At 74.7% G+C, this 21,910-nt stretch carries 20 protein-coding genes and 1 pseudogene; 16 read left to right on the top strand and 5 right to left on the bottom strand.

Going from position 1 to position 21,910, the window contains the following annotated elements:
• Window positions 1-40: 40 nt before the first annotated feature.
• From CFP65_RS17605 to CFP65_RS17590, 4 genes are all read right to left on the bottom strand, one after another.
• Window positions 41-1,075 (bottom strand): helix-turn-helix transcriptional regulator, encoded by a 1,035-nt coding sequence (locus CFP65_RS17605; protein WP_158702225.1) that lies wholly within the window; start codon window positions 1,073-1,075, stop codon window positions 41-43.
• 217 nt (window positions 1,076-1,292) lie between these two features.
• Entirely contained in the window at window positions 1,293-2,426 is a 1,134-nt protein-coding gene (locus CFP65_RS17600; protein WP_104817000.1) for a GNAT family N-acetyltransferase, read from the bottom strand.
• Window positions 2,423-3,154: a tyrosine-protein phosphatase gene (locus tag CFP65_RS17595; RefSeq protein WP_104816999.1), complete on the bottom strand. Its 732-nt coding sequence runs from the start codon at window positions 3,152-3,154 to the stop codon at window positions 2,423-2,425. The genes CFP65_RS17600 and CFP65_RS17595 overlap by 4 nt, the downstream gene beginning before the upstream one ends.
• Entirely contained in the window at window positions 3,151-4,335 is a 1,185-nt protein-coding gene (locus tag CFP65_RS17590) for a hypothetical protein (protein WP_104816998.1), read from the bottom strand. Before CFP65_RS17590 ends, CFP65_RS17595 begins: the two co-directional genes overlap by 4 nt.
• A 253-nt stretch (window positions 4,336-4,588) precedes the next feature.
• Between CFP65_RS17590 and CFP65_RS17585 the strand changes: the two genes are divergently transcribed.
• Window positions 4,589-5,341, top strand: coding sequence for an SDR family oxidoreductase (locus tag CFP65_RS17585; RefSeq protein WP_104816997.1), 753 nt, complete (start codon window positions 4,589-4,591; stop codon window positions 5,339-5,341).
• Between the two features lie 42 nt (window positions 5,342-5,383).
• Window positions 5,384-6,004: a 2OG-Fe(II) oxygenase gene (locus tag CFP65_RS17580; protein WP_104816996.1), complete on the top strand. Its 621-nt coding sequence runs from the start codon at window positions 5,384-5,386 to the stop codon at window positions 6,002-6,004.
• Window positions 6,005-6,130: 126 nt separating this feature from the next.
• Here CFP65_RS17580 and CFP65_RS17575 read toward each other — a convergent pair whose 3' ends face one another.
• Entirely contained in the window at window positions 6,131-7,540 is a 1,410-nt protein-coding gene (locus tag CFP65_RS17575) for a hypothetical protein (RefSeq protein WP_104816995.1), read from the bottom strand.
• A 177-nt stretch (window positions 7,541-7,717) separates the two neighbouring features.
• On the opposite strand from CFP65_RS17575, the gene CFP65_RS17570 reads away from it, so the two are divergent.
• From CFP65_RS17570 to CFP65_RS41015, 14 genes and pseudogenes are all read left to right on the top strand, one after another.
• On the top strand, window positions 7,718-9,061 hold the full coding sequence (locus CFP65_RS17570; protein ID WP_104816994.1) for a radical SAM protein: 1,344 nt from the start codon (window positions 7,718-7,720) through the stop codon (window positions 9,059-9,061).
• Entirely contained in the window at window positions 9,048-10,280 is a 1,233-nt protein-coding gene (locus CFP65_RS17565) for a histidinol-phosphate transaminase (protein WP_104816993.1), read from the top strand. The genes CFP65_RS17570 and CFP65_RS17565 overlap by 14 nt, the downstream gene beginning before the upstream one ends.
• Window positions 10,274-10,918, top strand: a complete 645-nt coding sequence (locus CFP65_RS17560; RefSeq protein ID WP_104816992.1) for a hypothetical protein — start codon at window positions 10,274-10,276, stop codon at window positions 10,916-10,918. Before CFP65_RS17565 ends, CFP65_RS17560 begins: the two co-directional genes overlap by 7 nt.
• An 11-nt stretch (window positions 10,919-10,929) precedes the next feature.
• On the top strand, window positions 10,930-11,619 hold the full coding sequence (locus tag CFP65_RS17555) for a 2OG-Fe(II) oxygenase (RefSeq protein ID WP_158702224.1): 690 nt from the start codon (window positions 10,930-10,932) through the stop codon (window positions 11,617-11,619).
• 153 nt (window positions 11,620-11,772) lie between these two features.
• Window positions 11,773-12,843, top strand: a complete 1,071-nt coding sequence (gene truD / locus CFP65_RS17550) for a tRNA pseudouridine(13) synthase TruD (RefSeq protein WP_104816990.1) — start codon at window positions 11,773-11,775, stop codon at window positions 12,841-12,843.
• Window positions 12,844-13,204: 361 nt separating this feature from the next.
• Window positions 13,205-14,158, top strand: coding sequence for a helix-turn-helix domain-containing protein (locus tag CFP65_RS17545; protein ID WP_104816989.1), 954 nt, complete (start codon window positions 13,205-13,207; stop codon window positions 14,156-14,158).
• A gap of 82 nt (window positions 14,159-14,240) precedes the next feature.
• Window positions 14,241-14,924, top strand: a complete 684-nt coding sequence (locus CFP65_RS17540; protein ID WP_104816988.1) for a 2OG-Fe(II) oxygenase — start codon at window positions 14,241-14,243, stop codon at window positions 14,922-14,924.
• A 327-nt stretch (window positions 14,925-15,251) separates the two neighbouring features.
• Window positions 15,252-16,490: a pitrilysin family protein gene (locus CFP65_RS17535; protein ID WP_104816987.1), complete on the top strand. Its 1,239-nt coding sequence runs from the start codon at window positions 15,252-15,254 to the stop codon at window positions 16,488-16,490.
• Complete coding sequence (locus CFP65_RS17530; protein WP_104816986.1) at window positions 16,487-17,395, top strand: hypothetical protein; 909 nt, start codon at window positions 16,487-16,489, stop codon at window positions 17,393-17,395. The genes CFP65_RS17535 and CFP65_RS17530 overlap by 4 nt, the downstream gene beginning before the upstream one ends.
• Window positions 17,392-18,609 carry a hypothetical protein gene (locus tag CFP65_RS17525; protein WP_158702223.1) on the top strand — a complete coding sequence of 406 codons (1,218 nt, stop codon included), beginning with the start codon at window positions 17,392-17,394 and terminating at the stop codon, window positions 18,607-18,609. Before CFP65_RS17530 ends, CFP65_RS17525 begins: the two co-directional genes overlap by 4 nt.
• Entirely contained in the window at window positions 18,609-19,598 is a 990-nt protein-coding gene (locus tag CFP65_RS17520; RefSeq protein WP_104816984.1) for an ABC transporter ATP-binding protein, read from the top strand. The genes CFP65_RS17525 and CFP65_RS17520 overlap by 1 nt, the downstream gene beginning before the upstream one ends.
• A complete protein-coding gene (locus CFP65_RS17515) occupies window positions 19,595-20,362 on the top strand; it encodes an ABC transporter permease (RefSeq protein WP_158702222.1) in 768 nt (255 codons plus the stop codon). Before CFP65_RS17520 ends, CFP65_RS17515 begins: the two co-directional genes overlap by 4 nt.
• 5 nt (window positions 20,363-20,367) lie before the next feature.
• Window positions 20,368-21,198 (top strand): ABC transporter permease, encoded by an 831-nt coding sequence (locus tag CFP65_RS17510; protein WP_158702221.1) that lies wholly within the window; start codon window positions 20,368-20,370, stop codon window positions 21,196-21,198.
• A 374-nt stretch (window positions 21,199-21,572) separates the two neighbouring features.
• A pseudogene (locus tag CFP65_RS41015) lies at window positions 21,573-21,902 on the top strand (CU044_2847 family protein); the annotation flags it as partial.
• Between the last annotated feature and the right edge of the window lie 8 nt (window positions 21,903-21,910).

Here is a 21,910-nt window from a genome sequence, read left to right as displayed (position 1 = left end):
GTGGTCTAGTCCTTCGGGTCGGACGGCTTCCTGGTGGGCCTCAGGGATGGGCCGGGAGCAGGCCGGCCTGGACGGCGCGCAGGCCGGCCTCGAAGCGGCTGCGGGCCTGGAGCTGCTGGAGGAGTTCGGCGACGATCCGGCGGATGGTGCGGGAGGAGACGCCCATCTGCTTGGCGATCACCTCGTCGGTGAGGCCGTCGGCGAGGAGTTCGAGGGTCTGGGCCTGCTGCCGGCTCAGGCCCTGCGCGGTCGGGGCGGCCGGGCGGCCGAGCGGGGTGGCGTCGGCCCAGGTGCCCTCGAACAGCGCGCAGAGCGCGGTCAGCACGCCCGGCCGGCGCAGCACCACCGTGCCCGGCCGGTCCTCGCCCGGGCCGCTGGGCAGCACCGCCGTCCGGCGGTCGAAGATGGTCATCCGCAGCGGCAGCACCGGTGCCGTGCGCACCGCCGCGCCGCGCTCGCTGAGCCGGGCCAGCCGGGCCCGGGCCGGCGGGTTGTGCACCACGCTGTCCAGGTGGACGGTGCGCAGCCGCACGCCCCGGGCGAGCAGCTCCTGATCCGCCGTCGGGTCGCCCGTCTGGTCGCCGGCGGGGGAGTCGGCGGTGGCCCCGGTGCCGTGCGGGGCGAAGACCAGCACCTCGCGGTGGGCCCGGTGGCCGAGCTCGGCCAGCAGCCCCGGGGTGTCCCAGGGCGGCACCACCTCCTCGCCCGCCACGGAGTTCGGGTAGTGGTCGGCGCACTCGGCGATCAGCTGCGCGGCGGCGGCCCGGGCGGTCTCGATCCGCTGCTGGTGCGCGGCGAGTTCGGCCTGGCGGCGCCCGAGCAGCAGGGCCATGGCCCGCTCCGGCCCGACCGGGTAGTAGCCCGCGCCGGGCTCCCCGTACGGCCGGACCACCGACAGGTCGGCCAGCCCGTCCAGGCAGGTCCGCACCTGGTGCTCCGGCGCGTCGAGCCGTCGGGCGAGCTCGGCGGCCCGCTCGCCGGGGTGGAGCAGCAGTGACCGGTAGACCCGCTCGGAGAGGGTGTCCACCCCCAGGCACGCCAGGGGATTCCTTACGGTGTCGAGGCTGGTTACCACGATCTGCTCCTCCCGGTCCTGTCTCCCCGGCCGATGGGCCGGCCGTCGTCGGGGGCCGGGCGTTCGGCCCGGGCTCCTCCGTGAGGAACGGTGCCAGGGGCCGGTCAACGGCTGATCAACGCAGGATCTTCGGCCCGGGGCCGGCGGTGTCGGTGCAGCTCGGAGGTGGTCACCGCGCGTGGATCGCGGCCGGTCGGCGGCCGCGGGCGGCGGCTGGTCAGAGGGCGTAGATCGCGCCGGGGTGGGCGGTGGCGCCGAAGCCGAGCTTGAACCGGGAGACCGCGTCGCCCGCCCGGCTGTCGCCCATGTGGTACCACTGGCAGCCGCGCTCGCAGGCCGCCCGGAGGGCGAGCGCCTGCAGCAGGGTGGGGGCACCGGTCGCGGCGGCGGCGGGCTTGTCCATCGCGCCGCGCCAGTACTTGGCGTGCCGGCCGTGCAGCAGCGTGACCAGGCCGGCCACCGGCTCGCCCGCGAGGTAGGCCAGCCAGAGCTCGCAGCCCGCGCCGAGCCGGTGGGCGACGGCGGCGAAGTTGCGGTACGGGTTGGTGCGGTCGGCCAGGGCCAGCGCGGTGGCGTGGTCGGTGCCCTCCTGGTCGGCCCAGCGGCGCACCGAGAGCCGGTAGAGGTGGTCGAAGTCGGCCAGCAGCCTCGGGTCGTTGCCGCGCACCACGCTCAGTCCGGCCCACTCGGCCTTGCGGACCTGGGTGCGGACCCGCCCGGCGAACCGTTCCCGCCAGACGGTGTCGAAGCCGCCGGTCAGGTCCACGATGTACGTCACGCGCGGGGTGAGCCCGGCCCCGGCGGGGGCCGCCGCCCGCCAGACCCCGTCCGTCAGCGGGCTCGGCCGCAGCACCGCCGGGCCGTCCAGCCGCCCGAGGTCCGCGAACACCGCCCGCGCCTCGGCCGCCGTGACCGGCCGCCCCGGTGCCACCACCCCACCGATCCCCCACTCCTTGGGCCACCCGAGCGCCCCGCCCCGGCCGTCCGCCGGCCGCACCATCGGCAGCGCCAGCTCCCGCCCGTCGGCCCACCGGTACCAGCGCCCGGCCTCCCGGTACTCCCCGGTGTCGAGGATCGCGTCCAGCCACCCGGGCGTCTGCGTCACCAGCGCCAGCGGGTCCTCGGCCAGCGCCCGCCGCCACACCTCCCGGGGCAGCGGCTCGACCAGCGGTTGCGGGCCGGCTGCGCCGCCGGGCTGCGGGGTGGTTGGTGCGGTGCAGGCCTGCGGCGCGGTCGGTGCCGTGTCGGCCTGGACCGCCTGGGGGGTGGTCGGTGCGGTGCCGGCCTGGACCGCCTGCGGGGTGGCCGACGCGGTGCGGGCCGTCGCCGCTGCTGCCGGGCCGGCCGTCACCGCTGCTCCCCGCCGTCCGTCAGTTCACGCCGCAGTCGGGCCAGATCGGCCTCGGCCACGCCGCGCTCGCGCAGGAAGGGCACCAGGCCGCCGCGCTGCTCCCGTACTTCGCCCAGCCAGTCGGCCAGGGTCTCGGGTGCGGTCCGCATCCGGGTCAGGTAGTCCTCGCGGGTGTGCCCCCGGCGGGTCCACTTGTCGGCGAAGCGGTCGACCTGGGCGACCAGGTCGACGGCGCTCGCGCCGTAGTCGAGGGCGATCTCCCCGGCCGGGCAGCCGGCCAGTTCGAGCAGGGCGGCGACCACCACGCCGGTGCGGTCCTTGCCGCAGTGGCAGCAGACCAGGAAGGGCTCGGCGGCGGCCTCGGCCAGCTGGTGGAAGAGCTCGCGCCAGCAGGCGGGGTCGGCCTCGGCGAGCATGCCGTGGTAGTAGCGGACCACGTCCTGCGAGGTCGGGCGCGGCTTGTCGATCGGGGTGCTGGCGTAGCCGGTGACGGGGGCCTGGACCCAGCGGATGCCCGCGTCGATCAGGGCCTGCGGCACGCCGTAGCGGTCGGACTCCCGGGGCGTGCGCAGGTCGATCACCGTCCGGATGCCGTACCGGTCGCGCAGCTCGGCGGCGTCCCGCTCGGTGAAGGCGGTCACGTCGGCGCTGCGCAGCAGGCGGCCCGGCCGCAGGCCGGTGGCCCGGACGGGGCGGAAGTTGACGCCCGGGGTGGTGGTCGCCGTCATGCCGGGACCGCCGCCAGGCCCAGCGCGGCGGTGACCTCGTCCCAGAACCGGGGGAAGTCGGCGTTCACGTCCGGACCGTAGCGGACCCGGACCCGCGGCAGCCGGCGCAGCCCGTCCAGCACCTCGGCCCGGGCCCGCGCGTCGGCCTCGCGGGGCGGCAGCAGGTGGAGGTAGTCCACGTAGTGCCGCAGGTTGCGGCCCTCGGTGGGGTGCAGCTCCAGCGGGTCCGCGTCCTCGGCCGGCTCGATCCGCCAGCCGGAGACGGTCGGGTCGGCGGTGGGCAGCACCACGGCGACCGGGGTGGCGTTCTGCTCCAGGGCGACGCCGGTGACGGCGGCGAACTCGTCCACGTCGCAGTACAGCCGGACCCGGGTCTCCCGGGACCAGGCGTCCGCGGGCGAGCTGGGCAGCGCCCCGATCGGGGTGCCGTCGTAGCGGCGCAGCGGGTGGCGCTCGAAGGCGGCCCGGGCCGGGTGGGTGAGCAGGCTGCCGACGCTGATGCCCATCCGCCGGGGCATCCCGCTGACCCGCAGGGCGCCTTCGGGGCCGTCCCGCCAGGCCAGCAGCGAGTCGTCCGAGACGAAGTCCCAGCCGCCCAGGGTGGCGGCGAGGAAGGCCAGGGTGGACTTGCCCGCGTTGGTGGGGCCGGCGATCAGCACGGCCTGCCCGTTCCGGGCCACCGCCGAGCCGTGCAGCACGGGCACACCGGCGGCGTGCAGTTGGCCGCAGAGCAGGAAGGTGAGCAGCCGGACCACCGCGCGCCGGGTGCCCGGGCCGTCGTCGGTGACGTCGATCCGCAGCCGGCCGGGCGGGGTGGCGGTGATCAGCACCGGGTCGCTGTCGGCCTCGTTGTCGCGCAGCAGCACGGCCCGGTCCGGGCGGTGGTCGAGCACCACGAACCGGGGGCCCTTCTCGTCCAGCCAGAGCTGCGGGCTGCGCGGGACGGCCGCCAGGTCGTCCGGGTCGACCGGCAGCCGGTCGGTGCGGCGGACGGTGACCCGCACGGCCGTGGCATCGGCGCCGTCCTCGATGCCCGGGGTGATCGGGAAGTACGGGTCGAGCAGGCCGCCGATCAGGCCGTTCAGCCCCGGCAGGTCGCTGTCGACGGATACCCGGGCGCCCCACCGCGACAGGGTGAAGCCGTCGGTGCCGGGTGCGCCGCTCCATCGCTCGGCTGACACAAGTGCCCCTCTCGGTAGGCGAGTTCGTCCCGGCCTCCGATGCCGGTGTCGCGCCATCCTGAACCGGCGGCCGGGTCGTCCGCACCCGGTGTTCCGCGCCCTGGAACAGCTCCTCGTGACCGGCCGGGGGCGCTCCTAAGGTGGGCGGGCCGAGTGCGGAGGCGAGGGCCCTGTCCGCCCTGGGCCACCAGCGCCTCGCCGACCGGCCGCCCTTCCTGCTGCTGGAGTTCGCCCCCGACCCCGAGGACCGCCCGTGAACGCCGTCACCCCGCCCGCCCCCGCCGCCCCGGTGGCCGCCGTCATCGGCGGCACCCGCGGCTTGGGTCGCCAACTCGCCCTGCAGGCACGGGAAGCCGGGTTGGACACCTACGTCTACGGCCGCTCCGTGCACACCCTGGACGCGGCCGAGACCGCCGGCCTGACCCTGCGCGAGCTCGACCTGACCGACCCCGCCAGCGTCGACGCCGCCGACCTCGAACTGCCCGGCCCGCTCTATCTGTTCTGGGTGGCCGGGGCCTTCCTGAAGAAGCCGCTGGTGGAGACCACCGACGCGGAGATCGAGGGCCTCACCAGTCTGCTGCTCACCGGCCCGCTGCGGCTGCTGCGCCGGGTGCTGAGCACCGCGCCGTCCAGCGTGCACCTGATCACCATCGCCTCCTCCTCCGGCTGGCGCCGGCGCGAGAACGAGTCGCTGTACTGCGCGCTGAAGGCCGCCCAGGCCCACGTGAGCCGCAGCCTGGTACCGGAGTTGGTGGCCGCCGACCCAGCCAACCGGGTCACCGTGATCAACCCGGGCGGGCTCGCCGTGCCCGACTTCCACACCGGTCTGGAGCTCGACTTCGGCACCATGATGGACCCGGCCGAGGTGGCCGGGATCATCTGGCGGGCCACCCGCGAGCAGACCGAGCCCTTCCAGGAGCTCCAGATCCTGCGCAGCCGCGAGCCCGGCAGCGAGGGCACCCCGATCGTCAGCCACGGCCCGCGCGTCCCCGAACAACCGCTGTGAGCGTGGTCGTTGCCCCCCGCCCCCGTAGCCCAAGGAGTCACCATGCTCTCGCTCGATGCCCCACTCGACACCCGGACCGAGCCCTACCGCTGGGCCCTGGCCCAGGACTTGCTGCCCGCCGGTGCACGGGCGCGGCTCCGCGCCGACCTGCCGGAGCTGGACGCCTTCCGCCGGATCGAGCGGGCCGCCGGCGGCGACAAGCAGTACGGGATGTACGTGCTGCCGCTGGTCTCCCGGGGTGAGCCGCTGCCCGGCCTTGCCCAAGCGGGCCCGGCGTGGCGGGAGTTGGCCGAGTCGGTGCTGGGCGGGGCGTACCGCGCCTGGGTCGAGGAGGCGGTCGGCGCCGAGACCGCCGACTGCCCGATCGACCTGGGCGTCTTCGTCTTCGGCCCGGGTGACGGTGTCTCCCCGCACACCGACAAGGCCGACAAGTGGGCCACCCACGTCTTCTACCTCAACGAGGAGTGGTGCGAGGCGGACGGCGGCAGTTTCCAGGTCCGCGCCGACCCTTCGCCGGGCTCCCCGCCGGTGGCCTCGGTGGTGCCCGGCGGCGGCCGTTCGGTGGTCTTCGCCCGCTCCGACGCCTCCTGGCACGCGGTGGCCCCGATCGCGCCGACCGCGCCGGAGTACCGGTACACCGTGCAGGTCGAGATGTGGCGCTGACCCACCCCCGCATCGAGCTGTGGCCCGCTCCGACCGGAGCGGGCCACAGCTCTGTACGGGCGCCTTCGGGCAGGCCGGTGGCCCGGGAGCGCCGTGCTCCCGGGCCACCGGCCTGCGAGGTCGGGCTCAGCCGTTCGGCCCCGGCTCGAGGATCTCGGCGCCGAACAGCCGGAGCTTCTCCGGCAGGTGGGCGTAGCCGCGGGCCAAGTGGCCCACGCCGTGCACCCGGTAGCGGCCGCCGGCGGCCAGGGCGCCGAGCACCAGGGCCATCACGGCGCGCAGGTCGCCGCCGTACAGGTCGCCGCCGACCGGCCGCAGCCGGCTGGGGCGGACGAGCAGGCGGGAGCCGTCGACGGTGAGGTCGGCGCCGAGCCGGCGCAGGCCCTCGGCGTAGCCGAACCTGGCGCCCCAGACGGTGTCGGTGAGCCGCGAGGGGCCGGTGCCGCGCAGCAGCACCGGGGCCAGCAGGGGCTGGGCGTCGCTGTAGAGCAGGTGCGAGGCGGCGATCGCGTCCACCGGCGCGACCCGGTCCACCGGCCGCACCCGCAGCTGCTCGCCGTCCCAGCTCAGCGGTACGCCCATCTGCTCCAGGCAGGCGAGTTCGGGGGCCAGCCCCGCGCGGACGGCCTCGGGACGGTCGAGCAGCACCCGGGTCTCGGTGTCGAGGCAGACGGCCAGCGAGACGTAGGTGAGCACCTCCATCAGGTCGGAGGGCAGCCGCAGTTCGGCCGCGCCGAGCGGGCCGCCCCGGCCCTGGAGCTCGATCTCCTCGGGGGTGATCCGGACCGGCACCCCGGCCGCGCCGAGGGCGCGGGCGAGCTCGGTCACGTCGGCCTTGGGGTACGGGTTGCGCAGCAGGGTGGTGCCCTTGGCCACGGCGCCGAGCAGCAGCGCGGTCTTGGTCGCGCCGGAGTAGTGCGGGCCGGTCAGGGTGCCGGTGACGGGCTCGCGGACGGCGAACTCGGCCAGGTCGATCACCGCGCCGCGCAGCCCGTCGGCCGGCGCGGTCGCGGCGAACTGCCCGGGGCCGGTCAGGCACCGCGCGCCGAACCGCTCCATCACGGCCGCGAGGTGGGCGAGCGGGCGCTGACCCTGCGCGCCGTCGCCGATCGAGCAGCCGCCGTGCGAGCCCGAGGCCACCCGGCCGGTGGCGGCCAGCAGCGCGGGCAACAGGTAGACCGCGCCGTGGACCTGGCCCGAGAGGTGCTCGGGGATGTGCTGGCCGGTCACCCCGGCGCCGTGCGCGGTGAGGGTCTGCGCCCCGGCGTCGTGGTGCACCTCGGCGCCCACCTCGCGCAGCACCGCGCCGAGCACTCGGGTGTCGGCGATGTCGGGCACGTTGGTGATCCGCCAGGGCCGCTCGGCCAGGCAGGAGGCGGCGAGCAGCGGGACGAGCAGGTGCTTGAATCCGGCCGGCCGCACCACGGCCCCGGCCGGGTGCCCGGTGCGCTCGACCTCCCAGCAGTCGGCGGGCAGCCGGGGCGGCGCGGGGCGTTCGAGGAGGGCGGCGGCGCCGGCGGGGGCGTGGGTCTGCATGCGAAGGGTCCTTCCGGCGGGCTGGGTCGGCGGAGTGCGGGTGAGGGTGTGCCGTCACCCTACGGGCGGCCCGGCGGCACGGTCTGTGCACGGTTTCGCCGCGCGGAACACGGCTTCCGTGGCCGCGCCACCGGCGCCCACCATGTCCGGACCGCCCCGACCGCAGGAGTGATCCCCGTGAAAGTTCTGGTCATCTGGCCACCGCACGTGCCGAGTTACTTCAACGCCGGCCACCACACCCCGGCTTTCATGACGGCCGGCCACCTGCGCCGCGACCCCCGGGTGAGCCGGGTGGACGTGGTCGACGCCGGGGTGCTGAACATGAACTGGAAGGCCGTCGGCGACCTGCTCTTCCAGGGCGACTACCAGGTCGTCGCGGTGATGAACGACTTCGACGCGGTGGACGGCCTGGAGCGGTTCCTCACCTACGTGCGGGAGTTGTCGCCGCAGAGCACGGTGGTCACCTTCGGCCGGCTCAGCAGCATGAACCCGGGCCACTTCACCCGCTACGACCTGGACGCGATCGTGCAGTCCGGCGACTACGAGTGCGGGGTCGCGCACGTGGTGAGCGCGGTCGCCGAGGGCGGCCTGGCCGAGGCGCTGCCGGGCGTGGCCGTCCGGGTCGGCACCGAGTGGCTCGTGCCGCGCCAGGTGGGCGAGACGCTGCCCGCCGAGGAGTGGACGCTGCCGGACGTGGCCGAGATCCCCTACGCGGCCCACGACCGGCTGTACTTCAACGACGACCACAAGTTCTGCGGCATCCCCTTCCGCCGCGAGCTGGTGGTGCCGGCCGCCCGGGGCTGCCCGGTCAACTGCGACTTCTGCGAGGTGCCAGCGATCTTCGGGCTGCGCGAGCGCCGGCTCTCGGTCGACCGGGTGGTCGAGTACATCGAGCAGGCCTACGCCCAACTGCCCTTCGAGTACGTGGCGTTCTACGCACCCACGTTCACCCTGGACAAGCGCTGGGTGCGCGAGCTCTGCGAGCGGTTCATCGAGGGGCCGGTGCAGCCGCGCTGGAAGTGCGCCACCACCGTGCACCACCTGACCGAGGAGCTCGTCACCCTGATGGGCCGGGCCGGCTGCGTCCGGATCTCGGTCGGCCTGGAGACGCTGGAGACCGACGCCCAGGGCACCCTGCCGCGGGCCAAGCACATCGAGGACGACCGGTTCCGGACGGTGGCCCGGTGGTGCGAGCAGGCCGGCATCGAGCTCAACGCCTTCGTGATCGTCGGCCTGCCCGGCACCACCCCGGCCGGCGTGGCCCGCACGGTGGCCACCGCCCGCGAGGTCGGCGCCCGGGTGCGGCCCACCATGTACACCCCGTACCACGCGATGTCCCCGGCGCTGAGCACGGCCGAGATCAGCCGCTACAACCGCCAGTTGATCGCCGAGCCGGGCTCCGGCGACCCGGTCGAGGCCGAGCGGCGCGCCGCCTGGTACGCCTTCATGTTCGGCGCCGAGCGCCGGCTGACCACGGTGTACGAATCCGTCCCGCTGCACCCCGACCATGTCCCCGCTTGAGCCCCTGGTGGGCGGAGCGCTCGCCGAGCGGGCCGACGGCGGGTTCGACGGCCGGACGGTCGGTGCGCCCGGCCCCGGGCCGGACTTCCCCGTCCGGCCCTCGGCGCTGACGGTCTCGCACCCGCCGCGCAGCCACCCGGCCGGGGTGCTCAACCTCAAGAGCTGCGAGCTCCAACACCCGGAGGCCGACCGGTTGGTGGCCCGGGCGCTGGCCGGGATCGACCTGCGCGAGGCGCGCTCCTACCCGTTCCAGGACGCCGTCTCGGCCGCCCTCGCGGAGCGGCACGGCCTCCCGGCGGGCAGGATCCTGCTGACGGCCGGTTCGGACCGCGCGATCGGCCTGCTGACCGACGCCTTCGCCGTGCCCGCGGGCCGACTCCTGCTCCCCGAGCCCTCGTTCGAGGCCTGGCGGTACTACGCCCGGCTGCGCGGGGTGCCGGTCACGGCCTGCCCCCAAGTCGTCGGCAGCCCGCCCCGGTTGGACTTCGGGCCGCTGCTGGCGGCCGTCCGCACCAGCCCGCCCGCCGTGGTCGCGCTCACCAACCCCGCCAGCCCGTCCGGGCTGCTGGCCACCGAGGAGGAGGTCCTGCGGCTGGCCGAGGCCTGTGACCGGTACGGCCACCTGCTGGTGATCGACGAGTGCTACGGCGCGTTCACCGGCCTGACCCACCTGCCGCTGTTGAGCCGCTTCCCCCGGCTGGTCGTGGTGCGCTCCTTCTCCAAGTCGCACGCCCTGGCCGGGGCCCGGGTCGCCGCGGTCTTCGCCCGGGAGGAGATCACCACCCACCTGGCCGGCTACCGCCCGGACAGCACCGTCTCCGGTCCGGCCCTCGCCCTGCTCCGGCAACTGCTCGACCAGCAGGAGGAGTTCGAGCGAGTCTGGGCGGACGTCCGGGCCATCCGCACCCGCTTCGCCGAGGCCGTGGAGCGGGCCCGCCCGCACTGGCGCCGGCTCGACCCGGGCGCCAACTTCGTGACCTTCCAAACCGGTTCGCGCACCGCCCCGATCGAGACGGCCGAGACGCTGCTCCGGCACGGCTACCGGGTCCGCGCGCTGACCGAGGTGCCCGGCCTGGCCGAGTGCCTGCGGATCTCGCTGGCCGGCCCGGCGGCGATGGCCGAGGTCGCCGGGATCATCGCCGCGACCGCCGCCTCCGCTGCGCGGTCACGCGTCGCCCCGGCGCCCAGCCCGCACCCCGCCCGGAGCCGGTCGTGGTGACCGCCCTTGCCGCCACTCCGGGGCTGGTGGGCCGGGTGGCCGTGATCGGCAGCCCGGGTAGCGGCAAGTCCACCTTCTGCCATGCGCTGGCCGGGGCCGGGCTGCCGCTCTACCACCTGGACGACCTGTACTGGGGCCCGGGTTGGCGCCGTACGCCCGAGGAGGAGTGGCGCCGCAAGGTGGCCGGCCTCGCGGCGGGCGAGCAGTGGATCGTGGACGGCAACCACCTCGCCACCATCCCCGAGCGCCTCGCCCGGGCCGAGATCGCCGTGCTGCTCGACCCGCCCGCCCTGCTCTGCGCCTGGCGGGTGCTCCGCCGCAGCCTGCGCCTGCGGCGCGGCGGCCCCGGCAGCGGCGAGTACCTGCCCAGCGGGCTCGACCCGCAGGACGCCCCGGTCCGCGACCTGTCGGCCCTGCTGCGCAAGGTGACCGGCTTCCGCCGTCGCGAACTCCGCGCCATACGGCTGCTGTTGGCCGAGTACCCCGGCCGGGTGATCGTCTGCCACACCGGCCGCCAGGCCCGGCGGGCGCTCGCCGACCTCCGGCCGCTGCTCGCCGCCTGTCCGCCCCGGCCGGTCGGCGCGGCGGCCGACACCTGCAGCTGCGGCAGCCCGATCGCCCCTGCCCCGACCACCTGATGGAGAGCCCCATGCCGACGGCGAGCCCCCTGACCACCCCGTCCGTGCGCCTGGCCCGTGCCCGGGCGGTGCGCGAACCCTTCGACTACTACCACCTGGACGAGACCTTCGAGCCGGCGCAGGCGGAGCGGCTGCGCGCGAGCTTCCCCGAGGCCGGCTTCACCAAGGTGAGCAGCGCCGATCCACAGAAGACGTACACCATGTGGACGCGCGTGCTGCACCCGGCGGATGAGTCCGAGGCGACTGAACTACCGGAACCCTGGCGGGAGTTCCTGGCCGAGGTGACCGGGCCCGCGTACCGCGCGCAGCTGTCCGAGCTGACCGGGATCGACCTGGCCGAGAGCCCGGTGGAGGTCAACCTCTGGCGCTACCCGCACGACTGCTGGCTCGACCCGCACGTGGACAAGGAGAGCAAGCTCGTCACCCAGGTCTTCTACTTCAACCGGCCCTGGCCCGAGGAGTGGGGCGGCAACCTGCTGCTGCTCGGCTCCGGCGCGGTGACGGACGTGGCCCGCCGAGTGGCGCCCGCCGACAACACCAGCGTGGTGCTGGTGCGCAGCGGGAATTCCTGGCACGCGGTGGAGAAGGCCGGCCCGGCGAATCCGGGTGCGGCCCGGCTCTCCGCACAGGTGATATTCCTGCGCCCCGGGGGATTCCACCCGACGGAACCGGTCGTGGCCGAGGAATCGCACCGCTACTAATGTCTGGTCCAGCGGGATCGGTGAGCCGCGCGGGGTCGGCGTGAACACCCTTTCTCCCTGGCAATGACCGGGACCAGCGCGCGCCCAGATCCTCCGGAGCGCCGATCTCGCTGAAAATACCTGAGGCGAACACCCGGAAGGGGCAGGAAAATCATGGGGACTCCCGTACTGAAGGCAGTGCCCGAGGATTTCCTGGTCCACGAGGTGCCGGCCCTGGCCGCACCCCGGGCCGGAGGCGGTGGCGGCAGGCACCACCACCTGCGGCTGCGCAAGCGCGGCTACACCACCTTCGAGGCGATGGACCTGCTGGCCCGGGCGCTCGACCTGCCCGCCGAGGCCGTCTCCTCGGCGGGTCTGAAGGACGAGGACGGCGTCACCGAGCAGACCGTCTCGGTGGACGGCGAGGCCCCGGCCGCCTTGCTGGAGCGGCTCAACCGCGACTCCGCCACCGAGGGCCGCTGGCTCTCCTTCGCCTCGCTCGGCCCGGCCGAGCGCCGGATCGAGATCGGCGAACTCCTCGGCAACGCCTTCCGGTTGACCCTGCGCTCGATCGAGGACGGGCTGGCCGAGCAGCTGCGCGGCATCCCCCGGGGCGAGACCGGCCTGGCCTTCGCCAACTACTACGACACCCAGCGCTTCGGCGTCCCGGGCGGCCCCCGGGTGACCCACCTGATCGGCGCCGCCCTGCTCGCGGAGGACCAGGAGACGGCCTTCGCGCTGCTGCGTACCTCCGGCTCCGCCGAGGGCGCCCGCGCCCTGGCCCACCGGGGCGACGCCCGGGAGTTCTTCGCGCAGCTGGACCAGCGGGTGACCGCCTTCTACCGGACGGCCCACTCCTCGTACCTGTGGAACGAGCAGCTGGCCGGCCTGCTGGCGGCGGCCGCCGAGCCGGGGGAGGCGGCGGCGGTGGACCGGGAGGGCCTGCGCTACCTCTTCCCGACCACGGCCCGGCCCGCGCTGGCCGTGCTGGCCGATCAGCCGGAGCTGGCGTACGAGAAGTGGCGCTGGTCGGAGGGCGAGCTGCGGATGCGGGTCTCCCGCCGCCCCACCGTGCTGCACACCGTGCTCACGCTGGGGCCGGTGGAGCCGGACGAGCTGCACCAGGGCCGGTCCAAGTGCACGCTCTCCTTCATGCTGCCGTCCGGCTGCTACGCGACCAACGTGGTCGCCCAGTTCCTCGGCCGGCTCGACCAGGGCCTCCAAGGCCACCAGGGCCTCCAATAGGGCCTGCACCAGGGCCTCCACCGGGGCTGAGCAAGTGCACTGCGGTCCCGCCGATCCGCCCGCACCGGGCCGGTCGGCGGGACCGCCGTGCTGTGTCCGGGCCGACGCCCGGTGAACGTGACGGGTGAACGGTGAACAGACCGGAGATCCACGAGGGTTGACGCGCAGGTGGAGCCGGGCCGGGGGCCCGGCTCACAGGCGTGTCCGGAACCGGAAATGTCCTGCTCAGGCAGGCTCGCGTGCCTTCCGGGGGCCGGGGTGGCTGGGCAGAATCCAGAACCGAAGGCCCCGATCGGCCGCTCCCGCCGTCCGGCGACAGCCGGGGCGGCCGTACCCCTCTCCGACCTCCGGGATCCCCATCATGCTGACTTCCACCACCCCCGCACCCCGTCGACGCGATTCGATGCTGGCCCGTGGCCTGGCGCTGCTGAACTCCTTCGGTCCGGACGACCTGGAGCTCTCGCTCTCCGAGCTGGCCCGCCGGGCCGAGCTGCCCAAGCCGACCGCCCACCGGCTGGTCGGCGAGCTGCTCGACTCGGGCTTCCTCGAACGAGGCCAGGTCGGGCTCCAGTTGGGGCCCCAGATGCACGTGCTCGGGGTCCGCTCCTCCCGCGAGCAGCGGATCCGGATCCTGGCCCGGCCGCTGCTCCAGCGCCTGCACGGCATCTCCGGTGCCACCGCCTACCTGTCGGTGCCGCGCGGCCCGGAGATCGTCCACCTGCTCCGCGAGGGCGCCGTCGGCCCGGAGGACGAGGCCCGCGACTGGACCGCCCGCCAATCCGCCCGCCGCCTCTTCCACGCCGTGGCCCAGGGTGCCGACCAGTCCACCGCCGGCCGCCTGGTCCGCACCCCGGAGATCCCCCCGCCCGCCGCCCCGGGCACCCGTTCGGCCCGCACCCCGGACCTGGCAGCCGCAGCCGCAGCCGCCGGCCTGGCCGGCCGCGCGGTCCGCCCGAGCGGCCCGGCCGCAGCCGGTGCAGGCCGACCCGGCCGCCCGGTCGAGGCCGCCGCACCGCGCGGCGGCGTGGTCGCCGCCCGCCGGCTCGGCCCGGCCGTGGACGCCGCAGGCCGCTCCCGCACCCCGGTCTCGGTCGGCCCGGTGGTCTCCCTGGCGGACGCCCAGCAGGCCCAGTCCGTCCTCGCCTGCTCCGTCCGGGTCGACGGAGCCGGCCTGCTGGCGGCCCTCTGCCTGGTCGGTGTCGCCGACGCGGGCGACCGCCGCGGCAGCGCGGCGGCCCTGCGCGACACCGCCCGCACCCTGACGGCCCGCCTCTCCGCCCAGCTCGACCCCCGCGCCTACAGCGGCACCGCCTGAGCCCCCGCACTCCCGTCGCACCTGGTGCGCCTCGGCGCCGCCGCGCCCACCGATCCCCGTACCGAAGGACCCCGACACCACCATGACCACCGTCCAGACCGTCCCCGGCACCTCCGTGCCAGCCACCCCGGCAGGCGTCGACTTCGCCGCCCTCCGCTCCGCCGCCCTGCACGACGCACCGTTCGCCTGGGGCACCGTCCACGGGATGCTCGGCCCCGAGCTGCTCGACCGGCTGGTCGAGGAGTTCCCGGCCGAGGGCTTCACCCGGACCGAGCGGGTGAGTCTGCGGCCCGGCGAGAAGGGCTACCGCACCGACAACCTCACCCTGGTCCACGACAGCCGGCCCGACCCCGAGGCGCTGCGCCGACTCACGCCGAGCTGGCGGGAGTTGGTGGAGTCACTCGCCTCGCCCGAGTACCGCGCGGCGGTCGGCGAGCTGACCGGCCGCGACGTGTCGGCGGCGGCGCTGGAGATCCGGGCCGTGCGCTACCCGGCCGGCGCCTGGATCGACCCGCACACCGACCGCCTCGACAAACTGGTCACCCAGACCTGGTACTTCAACGCGCACTGGCCCGAGGAGCACGCGGGCCACTTCCTGGTCCTGGGCTCGGCCGACGTGGCCGACGTGCGGCGCCGGGTGCTGCCCCGGGCGGGCGAGTCGATCGTGATGTGCCCGTCCGAGTTCTCCTGGCACGCCGTCTCCCCGGTGGCCGATTCCGTGGTCGAGGACCGCAAGGTCCTGCTGCTCCACCTCACCGAACGGTGAATTCGTTCCGTCCCACGGAAAGAATGCGGGCCGCCCCTTGAGGGGCGCTCGGCGGAAATGCTGGAATGAGGCATCGCCGGAACGGGGAACGAAAAGTCCCCGGAAAGGCGGAAAACAACCCGAGCGAATTCCGCTGAGAAAGGTAGAGAAACATGACCCGCAACCACGTCGCCCTCGTCTCCCCCCGCCTGGAGAAGGTCATCACCAAGAAGGCCTGACCCAGGGCCTGGTACCCATCGGGGTACATCGGTGCCGCCACGGGGTTCGCTCCGTGGCGGCACCGCCTTTTTGTCCCACCAGTCCCGTACCGCCGAGGAAGGAAAACCCATGACGCCCACGACAGTTGCGCTCGCACCCGCGCCGGGCGGCGTCCGGACGCCGGTGATCGGCGTCTACGACCCGCGCCTCCAGACCACCAGCCTCTGCCTGGCCGTGGCCCACGGCGCCCGCCGTGACCCGGAGGGCGCGAGCGGGGTGGCCCACCTGCTGGAGCACCTGCTCTTCTCGCTGCCGGCCGGCGGCCGCCACTCCTTCGCCGAGCAGATCGAGCGGATGGGCGGTCAGACCAACGCCGAGACCGGCCTGGAGACGATGCTCTTCTACGCCCAGGTCGCCGCCGAGGACGCCGAGGTGGCGGCGCCCGCGATGCTCCGCTCGGTGCTGACGCCCGTCTTCGACCACGCGATCTTCGACCGCGAACGCGAGGTGGTGGTCAAGGAGTTGGTCACCGCTGCCGCCGATCCGGCCGATCTGGTCCAGGACGCCGTCTTCGCCAAGCTCTTCCCCGGCCACCTGCTCAGCCGCCCGATCGGCGGCGACATCGAGGAGCTCAAGCGGCTCACCGTCGCCGAGGTCGAGGGAGAGCACCGCCGCGATTTCCTGCACCGCCCCCGGGCCCTGGTCGTGGTCGGCCCACGCCCGATCGAAGGCCTGGACGAGCTGCTTGCCGAACTCACCGCCGCCCCGGCCGAGTTGCCCGCCGAGGCGCCCGCCTTCGCGCCGCTGCCGGCCGCCGACACCAGCCTCCCGCGCTGGCCGCTCGACCGCGACTTCGCCTGGGTCTGCCTGGCCGCCCGCTCCTGCGAGCTGAATAGCTCCGAGGAGGCGGCCTACAAGCTGATCGCCACCCTGCTCGGCTCCAGCCCCTCCTCGCTGCTCTACCGCAAGCTGCGCGGCGAGGAAGCGCTCTCGTACTCCTTCGAGTCCTGGAACCGCTCGTACTCCGACACCGGCGTCTGGCGCCTGCTGGCCGGCGTGGAGCCGCAGAACGCCGACCGGCTGGTGGAGATCGTCGACGGCCTGCTCGCCGACCTCGCCGAGGGCCGGCTCACCGAGGAGGACTTCGACTCCGCCCGACGCAAGGCCGAGATGCGGCTCGTCCTCCAGGCCGAATCCCCGCTCGACCACGCCCAGTTGATCGCCATGCACACCCGCGCCGGCACCCTCGACTGGTCCCTCACCCAGGCCCGAGCCGACCTGCGTGCCGTCACCCGCCCCCAACTCGCCGCCGCTGCCGCCACCTTGCGCGCCAACCTGGTGGTCGCCGTCCGCCCGGACGCCTCGTGACCACGGTCGCAGCTACCGCTACGGCCGGAGCCGCAGCCACGGCCGCAGCCGAGGACCTCTTCGGCGAGGTGACGGCAGGCCCGTACACCGACCCGCTCACCGGTGAGCAGCAGGTGCTGATCCAGCAGGCCGAGCCGTCCCTGCTGGCCGATCCGGCCCGGCTCGACCTGGTCCGGGCCGCGCTGCACGCCGAGTGCCCGGAGACCGCCAGCACCCTGCTGCGCGCCCCGGCCGGGGTCGAGCTCCCGGCGCCCTGGCGCCGCCGCCTCAGCTACCTCCGCTGCACCGACCCGACGGGCCTGCCCGACCTCGAGCACCCCTTCGAGGTGGCCCCCGCCACCGCCGAGGACGACCCGCTGGTCCGGGCCTGGCTGGCCCGGGCCCTGCTGCGCGGCGCCGCCGACACCGGCCACGCGGCACCGGAGGCCACCGCAGACGGCATCGCCGAGGCCATCCTCGGCCGGCCGGGCCGCCTCTCCCTGGTGGTCCGCCGGGCCGGCCGCACCGTCGGCCACGCCACCCTGCTGGTCGGCCAGGCGGACGAGACCTCCGGCGAACAACTCACCGAACCACCCGCCGAGTCGGTCACCGAATCGGTCACCGAGCCACTCGCCGAACGGGTCACCGAACTGGTCGACATCCTGATCGAGGAGACCGAGGACGTCCGCCTCGCCACCGCCGTCCTCAGCCGGGCCGCCGCCGTCCACGCCCACACCCTGGGCCAGCCCCTGCTCGGCAACGTGGTCCACAGCCACGACCAGGACCCGGCCACCGGTGGCCGCGACACCTGGCGGATCGTCACCGCCCTGACCGCCCGCGGCTGGCACCTCGCCCACGAGTTCTGGTGGGCCCCCGCCCCCGCCCCCGCCCCCGCACCGGGGCCCACCCCGGCGGCCGCCCCATGACCGCCACTGCGTCCACCGCACCACCCCCGCCGCCCCTCCGCCCGGTGACCCTGGAGCTGCTGCGCCACCTGCTCGGCGTCGAGGCGCACGAGACCGCCCGCACCCTGATGCGCCGCGCCGAACAGGCCTCCTCGGCCCTGCCCCAGCTGGTCGTCTCGGCCGCCGTCGCCGAGGGGCTGCCGATCGGGTCCGGCTCCCGCGACCTGCTCCGCCGGGCCCGCGAACGGGCCGCCCGCTACGCGGAGCTGTACGCCCGACTCGCCGCCGAACTGCCCGTCCGGCTGGTCAAGGGCCTCTCCCTGGGCGAGCGTTACCCCGCGCCACTGCTCCGCCCGGTCGGTGACCTCGACCTCGTCCTGCCCGGCGAGGACGAGCTCTGGCGGGCCGCCGTGCTGATCGCCGAGCGGGTGCCGCTGGACCGCGCCGACCTGGCGCTGAGCCGCGACGGCGACCGCACCGACCTCACCCTCGGGCTGCACTGGGCCGCCGAGGACGACTTCCTCGACCGCCCGTACAACGTCGAGCTCGCCACCCTGCCGTTCCCGCGCACCCCGGGCGGGCCGGTGTCGCCCCACCGCACGCTGCCGGCCGCCCCCTGGCCGGCCGATCTGCTGAGCCTGGCGGAGGAGCGGTTCCAACGGCCGTTCCACGCCAAGGACGTGGTCGACGTGCTGGTGCTGTTCGCCGCCCCGGACCGCCTCACCCCGGAGGCGCTGGCCACCGCCGCCACCGGCCACCACCTGGCCCCCGAGCTCCGCGAACTGCTGGCCCAGACCCGCGAGGGCACCGAGGCCGAGCAGCTCGACCCCTACCTCCGGGCCCTCGACGCCCCGGCCGCCGCCGAACTCGCCGCCCGGCAGCCGGCTGAGCGGCCGTCGCAGGCGAGCGCCACCGTCGAGGGTCGGCTCGCGGCCGGACTCCCGGTCTACGGAATGCCGTTGGGCACCCCGGCCGCCCGCCCGGGCCTCACCCGCGCCCACCGCCACGACGCCGAGGGCGTCTGTCTGCTCCGCACGCCGATCGGCGACTACCTGCTGGTCTGCGGCGAGCTCGTCACCCAGGCCGCCTACGACACCGCCCTCCGCGTCCTCGCCGATCTCGGCGAGCCGGACCAGGAGCAGTGCCCCGCCCCGCACCCCGCCCCGCACCCCGCGCAGCACCCCGCCCCGCACTCCGCCCGCCACCCCGCCGACCGCCCCGGGAAGGACACCTGATGGCCCCGACCACCACCCCCAGCGGCACCGAACCCGCCGTCCTGATCGAGGGCCTGCGCCGGGTGTTCACCACCGGCCGCGGCTCCCAGGCCCGCGAGGTGACCGCGCTCGACGGGCTCGACCTCTCGGTGGCGCGCGGCTCGGTGCACGGCCTGCTCGGGCCCAACGGGGCCGGCAAGACCACGCTCTGCAAGATCCTCTCCACCACCCTGCTGCCGACCGGCGGCCGGGCCCGCATCCTGGGCCACGACGTGGCCACCGAGACGCTCGCGGTGCGCCGCGCGATCGGCATCGTGCTGGGCGGCGACCGCGGGCTCTACGGCCGACTGACGGCACGCCAGAACATCGACCTCTGGGGCGCGCTGTACGGGCTGTACGGCCGCGGACTGCGCGCCAAGGTCGAGGAGCTGCTCGAGGAGGTCGGGCTGAGCGACCGGGCAGACGACAAGGTGAACGGTTTCTCCCGGGGCATGAAGCAGCGGCTCCACCTGGCCCGCGGCCTGGTCGGCGACCCGCAGGTGCTGCTCCTGGACGAGCCCACCACCGGGATGGACCCGGTCGCGGCCAACAGCTTCCGCGACTTCGTCGGCCGCCTGAAGGCGGAGGGGCGGACGGTGCTGATCACCACCCACGACATGGCCCAGGCCGAGGCGGTCTGCGACGAGGTGACCCTGATCGACCGGGGGCGGGTGCTGACCAGCGGCGATCCGCGCCGGCTGGCCGAGCTGCTCGGTTCCGGCGAGCGGGTGGAGGCGACGGGCGTGCCCGCCGCCCTCGTGGCGCGGATCGGCGAACTGCCGGGCACGGCCGTCCGGACTGGCCGACCCGAGGGCGAGCTGTGCGTGGAGACCGACTCCGCCGAGGCGACCCGCGAGGTGCTCACCTGCCTGGTCGAGGCCGGGGTCAGCACGGTCCGGACGGGGCCGCCGAGCCTGGAGGAGCTGTACGTCCGGGTGATCGGCGAGCGGAAGATGAAGGTGAGCGCGTGATCACGTTCTGGGGATCGGTCCGCTTCCAGCTGACCCTGGCCCGCCACAGCCCCGACGTCCTGCTGATCTTCGTCCGGACGCCGCTGACCACCCTGGTGCTGCTCTCGATCAGCGAGTACGCCGGACGGCGCGATCTGGCGCCGTACTCGATCATGGCGCCGGTGCTGATGACGCTCTGGGACATGGCCCTGCTGATCGCCGGCGAGGTGATCACCAAGGAGCGGTCCTGGGGCACCCTGGAGGCACTGATCGCCACCCCGGCCCGGCTCGCCACCGTGGTGCTCGGCCGGATCACGGCCGTCACCACGATCAGCCTGCTGAGCATCGGCGAGGCCTGGCTGGTGGCCAAGGGCGTGTTCGGGGTCTCGCTCAGCATCGAGCACGGGCCGCTGTTCGTGCTCTGCCTGCTGGTCTCCTCGCTGGCCATGGCCGGCACCGCGACGCTGATGTCGGCGCTGTTCGTGCTCGCGCCCAACGCCCGGCTGATGCAGAACACCCTCACCTACCCCTTCTACCTGCTGGCCGGGGTGCTCGTCCCGATCTCGATGCTGCCGGTCTGGGTGCGCCCGCTCTCCTCGGTGGTGTTCCTGACCTGGAGCGCGGAGCTGCTGCGCCGCACCCTGACCCCCGGGCCGGTCCCCGACGCGGCCCGCTCGCTCGCCGTCATCGCGGCCCTGGGCCTGGCCGGCGCCGCCGCCGGGATCCTGGCGATCGGCACCATGCTGCGCCGGGCCAAGGCCGCCGGCACCCTCGCGGAGGTGTGACCACCATGACCCAGAACCTGACCCAGCACCTCATCCAGACCCTGCTCAAGCAGCTGCGGATCGTCCGGTACGCGGCGGTCGCCGCCTCGGCCGAGTACCGGCACACCCACAACTGGCGCACCTGGACCTTCGGTTGGCTCGGCCGGATGCTCTCCCAGGTGACCTTCTTCGCCCTGATCGGCAAGCTGCTCGGCTCCGAGCAGCAGATGCACTACCTGGTGGTCGGCAACGCCGTCATGGTCTGCGTGATGGAGACCATGACGGTGGTCGCGGCCGGCGTCCGGGAGCGGTACGACGGCACCCTCGCGCTGCTCACCGCCGCGCCGGCGCCGATGAGCACGGTGCTGTTCGGACGCGGGCTGCACGCCCCGCTCGGTGGCGCACTGACCTCGGCCGTCTCGCTCTTCCTGCTGGCCCCGCTGTTCGGCGTGCACACCCCGCTCGCCCAACTCCCGGTGCTGGCCCTGCTGATCCTCGCCACGGCGTTCAGCACCTACGGGATCGGCCTCTTCCTGGGTGCCCTGGCGATCGGCCTGCCCGGTTCGCGCAACGTCATCTCCACCTGCTGCAACCTGCTGATGATGGCGATCGCCGGCGTCCAGGTCCCGGTCACCTTCTGGCCCGCCTGGGTCCAGGCCGTCGCCTCGGCCCTCCCGCTCACCCACGCCCTGGCCGCCGTCCGCGCGGTGGTCGCCGGTGAGGGCGCCGCCACCGTCGCCCGGGCCGCCGCCCTCACCCTGCTCACCGGCCTCGCCTGGCTCGCGGCGGCCTCCCTGGCCACCGCCACCGTCCGCCAACGCGGCCGTCGCCGGGGCTCCTTCGACTACGCCGGCTGAAAACACCGACCGGACGGCTCACTTCACTGCACTTCCTGAATGCCAGTCAATTCCGTTTGGTTCGAACACGGGTGGGGGATCGACGTTTCCGGGAATCGTTCGAAGACCCTCGTAACGATCCAGTGACGGGCCCGCGGATATCCCGTGGGAACGGGCTCCTCGGTGCGCTAACCTGACTGCCCGCCAGGTGAGTTGGCGGACAAAGGACAAGGCGTTTTCCGGGCTCGGGCCCGTATGTGTGCACCACAAGTCGACCTTCCAGGGGCGTGACGTGCATGGCTGGCACCACAGGCACCACCGACCGGACGATCGAGATCGACCTCGGCGACGGCGCGATCCTGTAGGCCGAGGTCCGGGACGACCGTCCGGTCCGCGACTCCGGCGACGCCGGGGCCGTCTCCACGGCGGTGCGGCACACCTTCGACGAGGTGCGCAGCACCGTCCGGGCGGTGGGGCAGTGGGCCAAGGACACGGCGGCCGAGTGCGGCGATCCCTCGACCTTCGAGGTGGAGTTCGGCCTGACCCTCTCGGTCAAGTCCGGACGGCTGATCGGGGTGTTGGCGGAGGCCGGTGGCGAGGCCGCGCTGGTGGTCCGCCTCAACTGGGACCGCACCACCGAGCGCACCGCCGGCCCCACCGCTGACGCTGCCGGCACCAGTTCGGCCGGCGCCGCCGGCTCCGCGACCGCCGGCCCCACCGCCTAGGGCGGCCC

The sequence above is a fragment of the Kitasatospora sp. MMS16-BH015 genome (genome assembly GCF_002943525.1).
Classification (GTDB): domain Bacteria; phylum Actinomycetota; class Actinomycetes; order Streptomycetales; family Streptomycetaceae; genus Kitasatospora.
Note: the sequence above shows the minus strand (reverse complement) of the source record. Positions and strands in the feature narration are given on the sequence as shown.

Excerpts from the sequence above, each read along its gene's own strand:
- CFP65_RS17510 (WP_158702221.1), top strand. The coding sequence starts at position 20,368 with ATGACCCAGAACCTGACCCAGCACCTCATCCAGACCCTGCTCAAGCAG.
- truD (WP_104816990.1), top strand. The coding sequence starts at position 11,773 with ATGGGGACTCCCGTACTGAAGGCAGTGCCCGAGGATTTCCTGGTCCAC.
- CFP65_RS17535 (WP_104816987.1), top strand. The coding sequence starts at position 15,252 with ATGACGCCCACGACAGTTGCGCTCGCACCCGCGCCGGGCGGCGTCCGG.
- CFP65_RS17580 (WP_104816996.1), top strand. The coding sequence starts at position 5,384 with ATGCTCTCGCTCGATGCCCCACTCGACACCCGGACCGAGCCCTACCGC.
- CFP65_RS17525 (WP_158702223.1), top strand. The coding sequence starts at position 17,392 with ATGACCGCCACTGCGTCCACCGCACCACCCCCGCCGCCCCTCCGCCCG.
- CFP65_RS17575 (WP_104816995.1), bottom strand. The coding sequence starts at position 7,540 with ATGCAGACCCACGCCCCCGCCGGCGCCGCCGCCCTCCTCGAACGCCCC.
- CFP65_RS17595 (WP_104816999.1), bottom strand. The coding sequence starts at position 3,154 with ATGACGGCGACCACCACCCCGGGCGTCAACTTCCGCCCCGTCCGGGCC.
- CFP65_RS17540 (WP_104816988.1), top strand. The coding sequence starts at position 14,241 with ATGACCACCGTCCAGACCGTCCCCGGCACCTCCGTGCCAGCCACCCCG.
- CFP65_RS17565 (WP_104816993.1), top strand. The coding sequence starts at position 9,048 with ATGTCCCCGCTTGAGCCCCTGGTGGGCGGAGCGCTCGCCGAGCGGGCC.
- CFP65_RS17520 (WP_104816984.1), top strand. The coding sequence starts at position 18,609 with ATGGCCCCGACCACCACCCCCAGCGGCACCGAACCCGCCGTCCTGATC.
- CFP65_RS17555 (WP_158702224.1), top strand. The coding sequence starts at position 10,930 with ATGCCGACGGCGAGCCCCCTGACCACCCCGTCCGTGCGCCTGGCCCGT.
- CFP65_RS17545 (WP_104816989.1), top strand. The coding sequence starts at position 13,205 with ATGCTGACTTCCACCACCCCCGCACCCCGTCGACGCGATTCGATGCTG.